At 75.7% G+C, this 3,990-nt stretch carries 3 protein-coding genes and 1 pseudogene; 2 read left to right on the top strand and 2 right to left on the bottom strand.

What is annotated here, in order from left to right:
- Positions 1–126: 126 nt before the first annotated feature.
- The gene (locus tag ACX6XY_RS29840; protein WP_460337675.1) at positions 127–642 is read right to left on the bottom strand and encodes an SUKH-3 domain-containing protein; all 516 of its coding nucleotides are present in this window, start codon (positions 640–642) and stop codon (positions 127–129) included.
- On the bottom strand, positions 642–1,226 hold the full coding sequence (locus ACX6XY_RS29835) for a YwqJ-related putative deaminase (RefSeq protein ID WP_460337678.1): 585 nt from the start codon (positions 1,224–1,226) through the stop codon (positions 642–644). The genes ACX6XY_RS29840 and ACX6XY_RS29835 overlap by 1 nt, the downstream gene beginning before the upstream one ends.
- 280 nt (positions 1,227–1,506) lie before the next feature.
- Here ACX6XY_RS29835 and ACX6XY_RS29830 point away from each other — a divergent pair, with 280 nt between their 5' ends.
- Together ACX6XY_RS29830 and ACX6XY_RS29825 are read left to right on the top strand one after the other, a co-directional pair.
- Positions 1,507–2,484 carry an HNH endonuclease gene (locus ACX6XY_RS29830; protein ID WP_460337672.1) on the top strand — a complete coding sequence of 326 codons (978 nt, stop codon included), beginning with the start codon at positions 1,507–1,509 and terminating at the stop codon, positions 2,482–2,484.
- A 12-nt stretch (positions 2,485–2,496) separates the two neighbouring features.
- Positions 2,497–3,990 (top strand): annotated as a pseudogene (locus ACX6XY_RS29825) (SUKH-4 family immunity protein); the annotation flags it as partial.

Raw genomic sequence — 3,990 nt, 5'->3', positions numbered from 1 at the left:
GGGGGGGGGGGGGGGGGGGGGGCCGCGCGGCGGGGGGGCCGGGGGGGCGGGGGGGGGGGGGGCCCGGGCCCCCCCCCCCCCCCCCCCCCCCCCCCCCCCCCCCCCCACAACGCAACAGCACGCGGCTCAGACCACGGCCGACAGCCGCACAGGGAGCGCACCCGAAAGAAGGGTATGCAGGGCCTGGTCGACGTCCGCGCCCAGGTACCAGTCACCGCCGTGGTCCAGCCCGTACACCCGCCCCCGCACGTCAATCGCGAGCACCGCGCCACTGTCCGGCTCGTCCCCCAGCGGACAGACCTCGACCCCCAGCGCCCGCCCGAGATCGCCCAGCGTGCGCGCCAGATGCAGCCCGCACAGCGGATCGAGACGCAACGCGACGGGCGCGACCTCCCGCCCGGGCCCCGCCGGAACCACCCGCAGCCCCCCGAACTCCGCCCACGCCTCCACCGCGGCCGGAAACACCACATGCCGGTGCCCGACCGGCGACACATGGGCGCGCAGGGTGTCGGCCCAGTACTCGGCCTGCTTGATGTCCCAGCGCCCCGGCCGCCAGCCCGCCCCGCGCAACGCGGCGTCGACCTGGACGGAGAACCGGGTCGTGGACCCGCGCTCAGCGGCACGATCAGCTGCGGCGGCCATCAGTCCTGCCCCCCGGCCGGGTCGACGACACGCACGCCGAAGTGCTCGGCGAGCGCCGCGCAGGACCGGCAGGGCGGCGCGAAGCCGCCATGCAGCGGGTCGCCGTCCTCCCGGATGCGGCGCGCCGTGAGCTTGGCGTGCTTGAGCGCCTTGCGGGCCTCGCCCACAGCAAGCGGCTTGCGCTGGGCACGCTTGGACCGCCCGTCCTCGTACGCGGTGAGCCGCCGGGAGATCAGGATGGCCTCGGGGCAGCGCCCGGTGAACCGATCCCGCTCCCCGCTGGCGAGCGAGGCCAGAAAGTCCCGGACGAGCGGATGCAGCACGGGCGCGGCCTCGGACCGCGCCGCGGTACCGGTAAGTGTCTCGCCGCGCACGGACAGCGCGGCGGCCACGGTCGGCAGAATGCCGTCCCGCCGCTGCCGAAGCACAGGCACCGGGCCCGCCCCGACACCGGAACCCACTCCTGCGCCGGGCCCCGACCCGGTACCGGAACCCGCCCCACTCCAGCTCAGCCGAGGATCCCCGGCAGGCCCCGTCTCCCCGGCGTGCGCGTTGTTTGGTTGTGCGATGTTTGGTTGCGCGATGTTTGGTTGTGCGGTGCTCACCAGTCCGTACGTCCTCCCCGTGCCCTGCGACGATGGCCGCTTCGGCACTCCCCCGTGTGCGGAGACAGCCTGTCAAATGGGGCGGCTGGTACGGAAGCTGAGCCTGTGCCTCCCGTGTGGGTTTCGTCTCACCGTCACCGACCGGTGATCACCGGTGGACCACTGGTCACGGAAACGGAGGGCCGGTGACCGGTGCCCCGTCACCGCTTAGGCTGTGCCCGTCCGCAAACCATCAGCTGTGCCGCAGGGGGCAACCGCCATGACGACAGGTCGGCTCGGGCAGCAAGCCGCGCCGCCGAACGCGGCCTACGCCGGGCAGGTCGTGCACTTCCCGGACCCGGTCCGGGCCGCACGCCACCCCAGAGGGGTGCGCGTGGACGACCAGGGCTACCCGGACTTCTCGCCGTACGCACGCGCCGCCGCCGAGATCGCCGAGCCCCCGGAGGGCTTCGGCATCGACGAGCTGCGGCTCACCGACTACGTGTCGGCTAACGCCGCGCTGGCCGCCGACGGCCACGAGCTGTGGGACACCATCCCCGCGGTGGCGACGCCGCACGGCTGGACCTGGCACCACACCCCCGGCACCCGCAGGATCGACCTGATCCCGGTCGAGGTGAAGGCGCTGCTGCGGCACCACGGCGGCCTCGCGACCGCGCCCGTCGACCAGGCCAAGCGCGGCACCCGCCCGCTCCAGGCCCCGCGCCCGGCGCACTTCGGGCTGCCGAAGGCGACGGTGGCGGTGACCGAGCAGCAGCTGCTCGGCGTCGAGGAGGACCTCGGCTACCGCCTGCCGGGCGCGTACCGGTCGTTCCTGAAGGCGGCGGGCGGCTGCGCGCCGGTGGGCGCGGCCCACGACCCGGAGTTCGGGCTCCTGGTCGACCAGCCGTTCTTCACCGTGCGCGACGAGGCCGCGGTCAACGACCTCGTCTATGTCAACAAGTGCCTGCGGGACCACCTGACCAAGGACTACCTGGCCGTCGGCTTCGTCCAGGGCGGCATCCTCGCGGTCAAGGTGAAGGGCGATGCGGTCGGCACGGTCTGGTTCAGCCCGTACGACGACGCACGCGACCAGGACGGCTGGTCGCCCGCCGAACGCGTGGAGCGGCTGCTGCTGCCCTGCGGTGACGACTTCGACGCCTTCCTGGCACGGCTCGCGGGCAATCCCCCGGAGCTGGAGACCGTGGCGAACCTGATGGTGGACGGCGGCTTCGCACGCGCCGTCCCCGTATCGGCTTAAGGGGTGAGCGCGATGGTGACCTTCGCGCAGGCGCAGGAACGCGCGGAACAGTGGATCAACGGCGGGATGCCCGCGTACCAGCACCGGGAGGTGCGGGTACGGGAGTTCGGCCTGGGCTTCGTCGTCTGGGCCGAGGACCGCGCGGACGGTCCGAGCTCGGACGGCGGGCAGCAGCGGCTGGTCATCGCGCGCGACAGCGGGGAGGCCACACTGTGGCCCGGACTGCCGGTCGGCGAAGTGATCAGCCGGTACGAGGAGGAGTACGGCGCCCCCGACGCGGCGCCGGAGCCCCCGGCGCCCGCCGCGCCCGAGCGGCCGGACCTGAACCAGACGTCGTTCCTGCTCACTCCACCGGAGTGGCTGCAGGAAGCGGCGGACAAGATGGGCATCCCCGACCGCCGGTCGTCGACGTCGAGCGAGCCCACGGACGCGGCTGCGTCCGCCAAAGACACGCAGGACGCGCAGGACGCGCAGGACACACAGGCCCCGGAGGACGCACAGACCACCGAGGACGCGCAGAACGCACAGACCGCACCGGCCGCGTCGCCCCCCGCCGAGCCCACGCCCGCCCCGGCGTGGCCGAGCGCGGGCGGCTCGCAGGGCGGTCAGCGCCCGGCCGTCTCCGACGACGTGGCCGCGACGGCGGCCGGGGTGCCCGGCGGGAGCACTCCCTGGGCCGGCACGGACACCAACGCGGACGCGGAGGCGGACAACCGCTCCGTGCCGCTGCCCGCGACGGTGTTCGCGCCCCCGCTCGCGGGCGACGACGCCGACGACACGCCGCCGCCGAGGGTGGCCCCGGACGCGCCCACGGCCCTGATGTCCGGCGGCAGCCAGCTCCCCAAGACGGCGGTGTCCCCGGCGCTGGACGTACCGCGGTCGCCCGACGGACCGCCGCAGACGGCCGCCGGGCCGGGCGGAGCCATCGGGCCCGGCGGGGCCGAAGAGGCCGACAGGGCCGCGGGCGGCTCGGACGCCGCGCCCGGCCAGGCGACGCCCCCGCCTCCGCCGCCCGCCGGCGCGCCCAGCGTCCCCGGCACGCCTCCCGGCGGTACGCCTCCCCCGCCGTCGTCGGGTCCCGGAACTCCGGGAGTACCGGCCGGTGGCTACGTACCGACGCAGCTCGTCTCGCAGCTCGGCCCGGACGGACCGCAGCCGCCGACTCCGCCGCCTGGCAGCGGGGACAGCGACGGCAGCGACGGCAGCGGTGGCGTGCACCAGGCCGCGACGATGCTGGCCGACCCGAGCCAGGGCGGGCTCAACGTGCCCAAGCCCCCAGGCACGCCCGGCACGCCCGGCACACCCCAGCCGCCCGGTCCCCCCGGACCACCCGGCGCTCCCGGTACGCCTCCCGGCGGCGTGCACCAGGCCGCGACCATGCTGGCCGACCCCAGCCAGGGCGGGCTCAACGTGCCCAAGCCCCCAGGCCCGCCCGGCACGCCCGGCACACCCCAGCCGCCCGGTCCCCCCGGACCACCCGGCGCTCCCGGTACGCCTCCCGGCGGC

The sequence above is a fragment of the Streptomyces sp. O3 genome (assembly GCF_054788135.1).
This window is presented reverse-complemented; position numbering and strand designations above follow the sequence as displayed.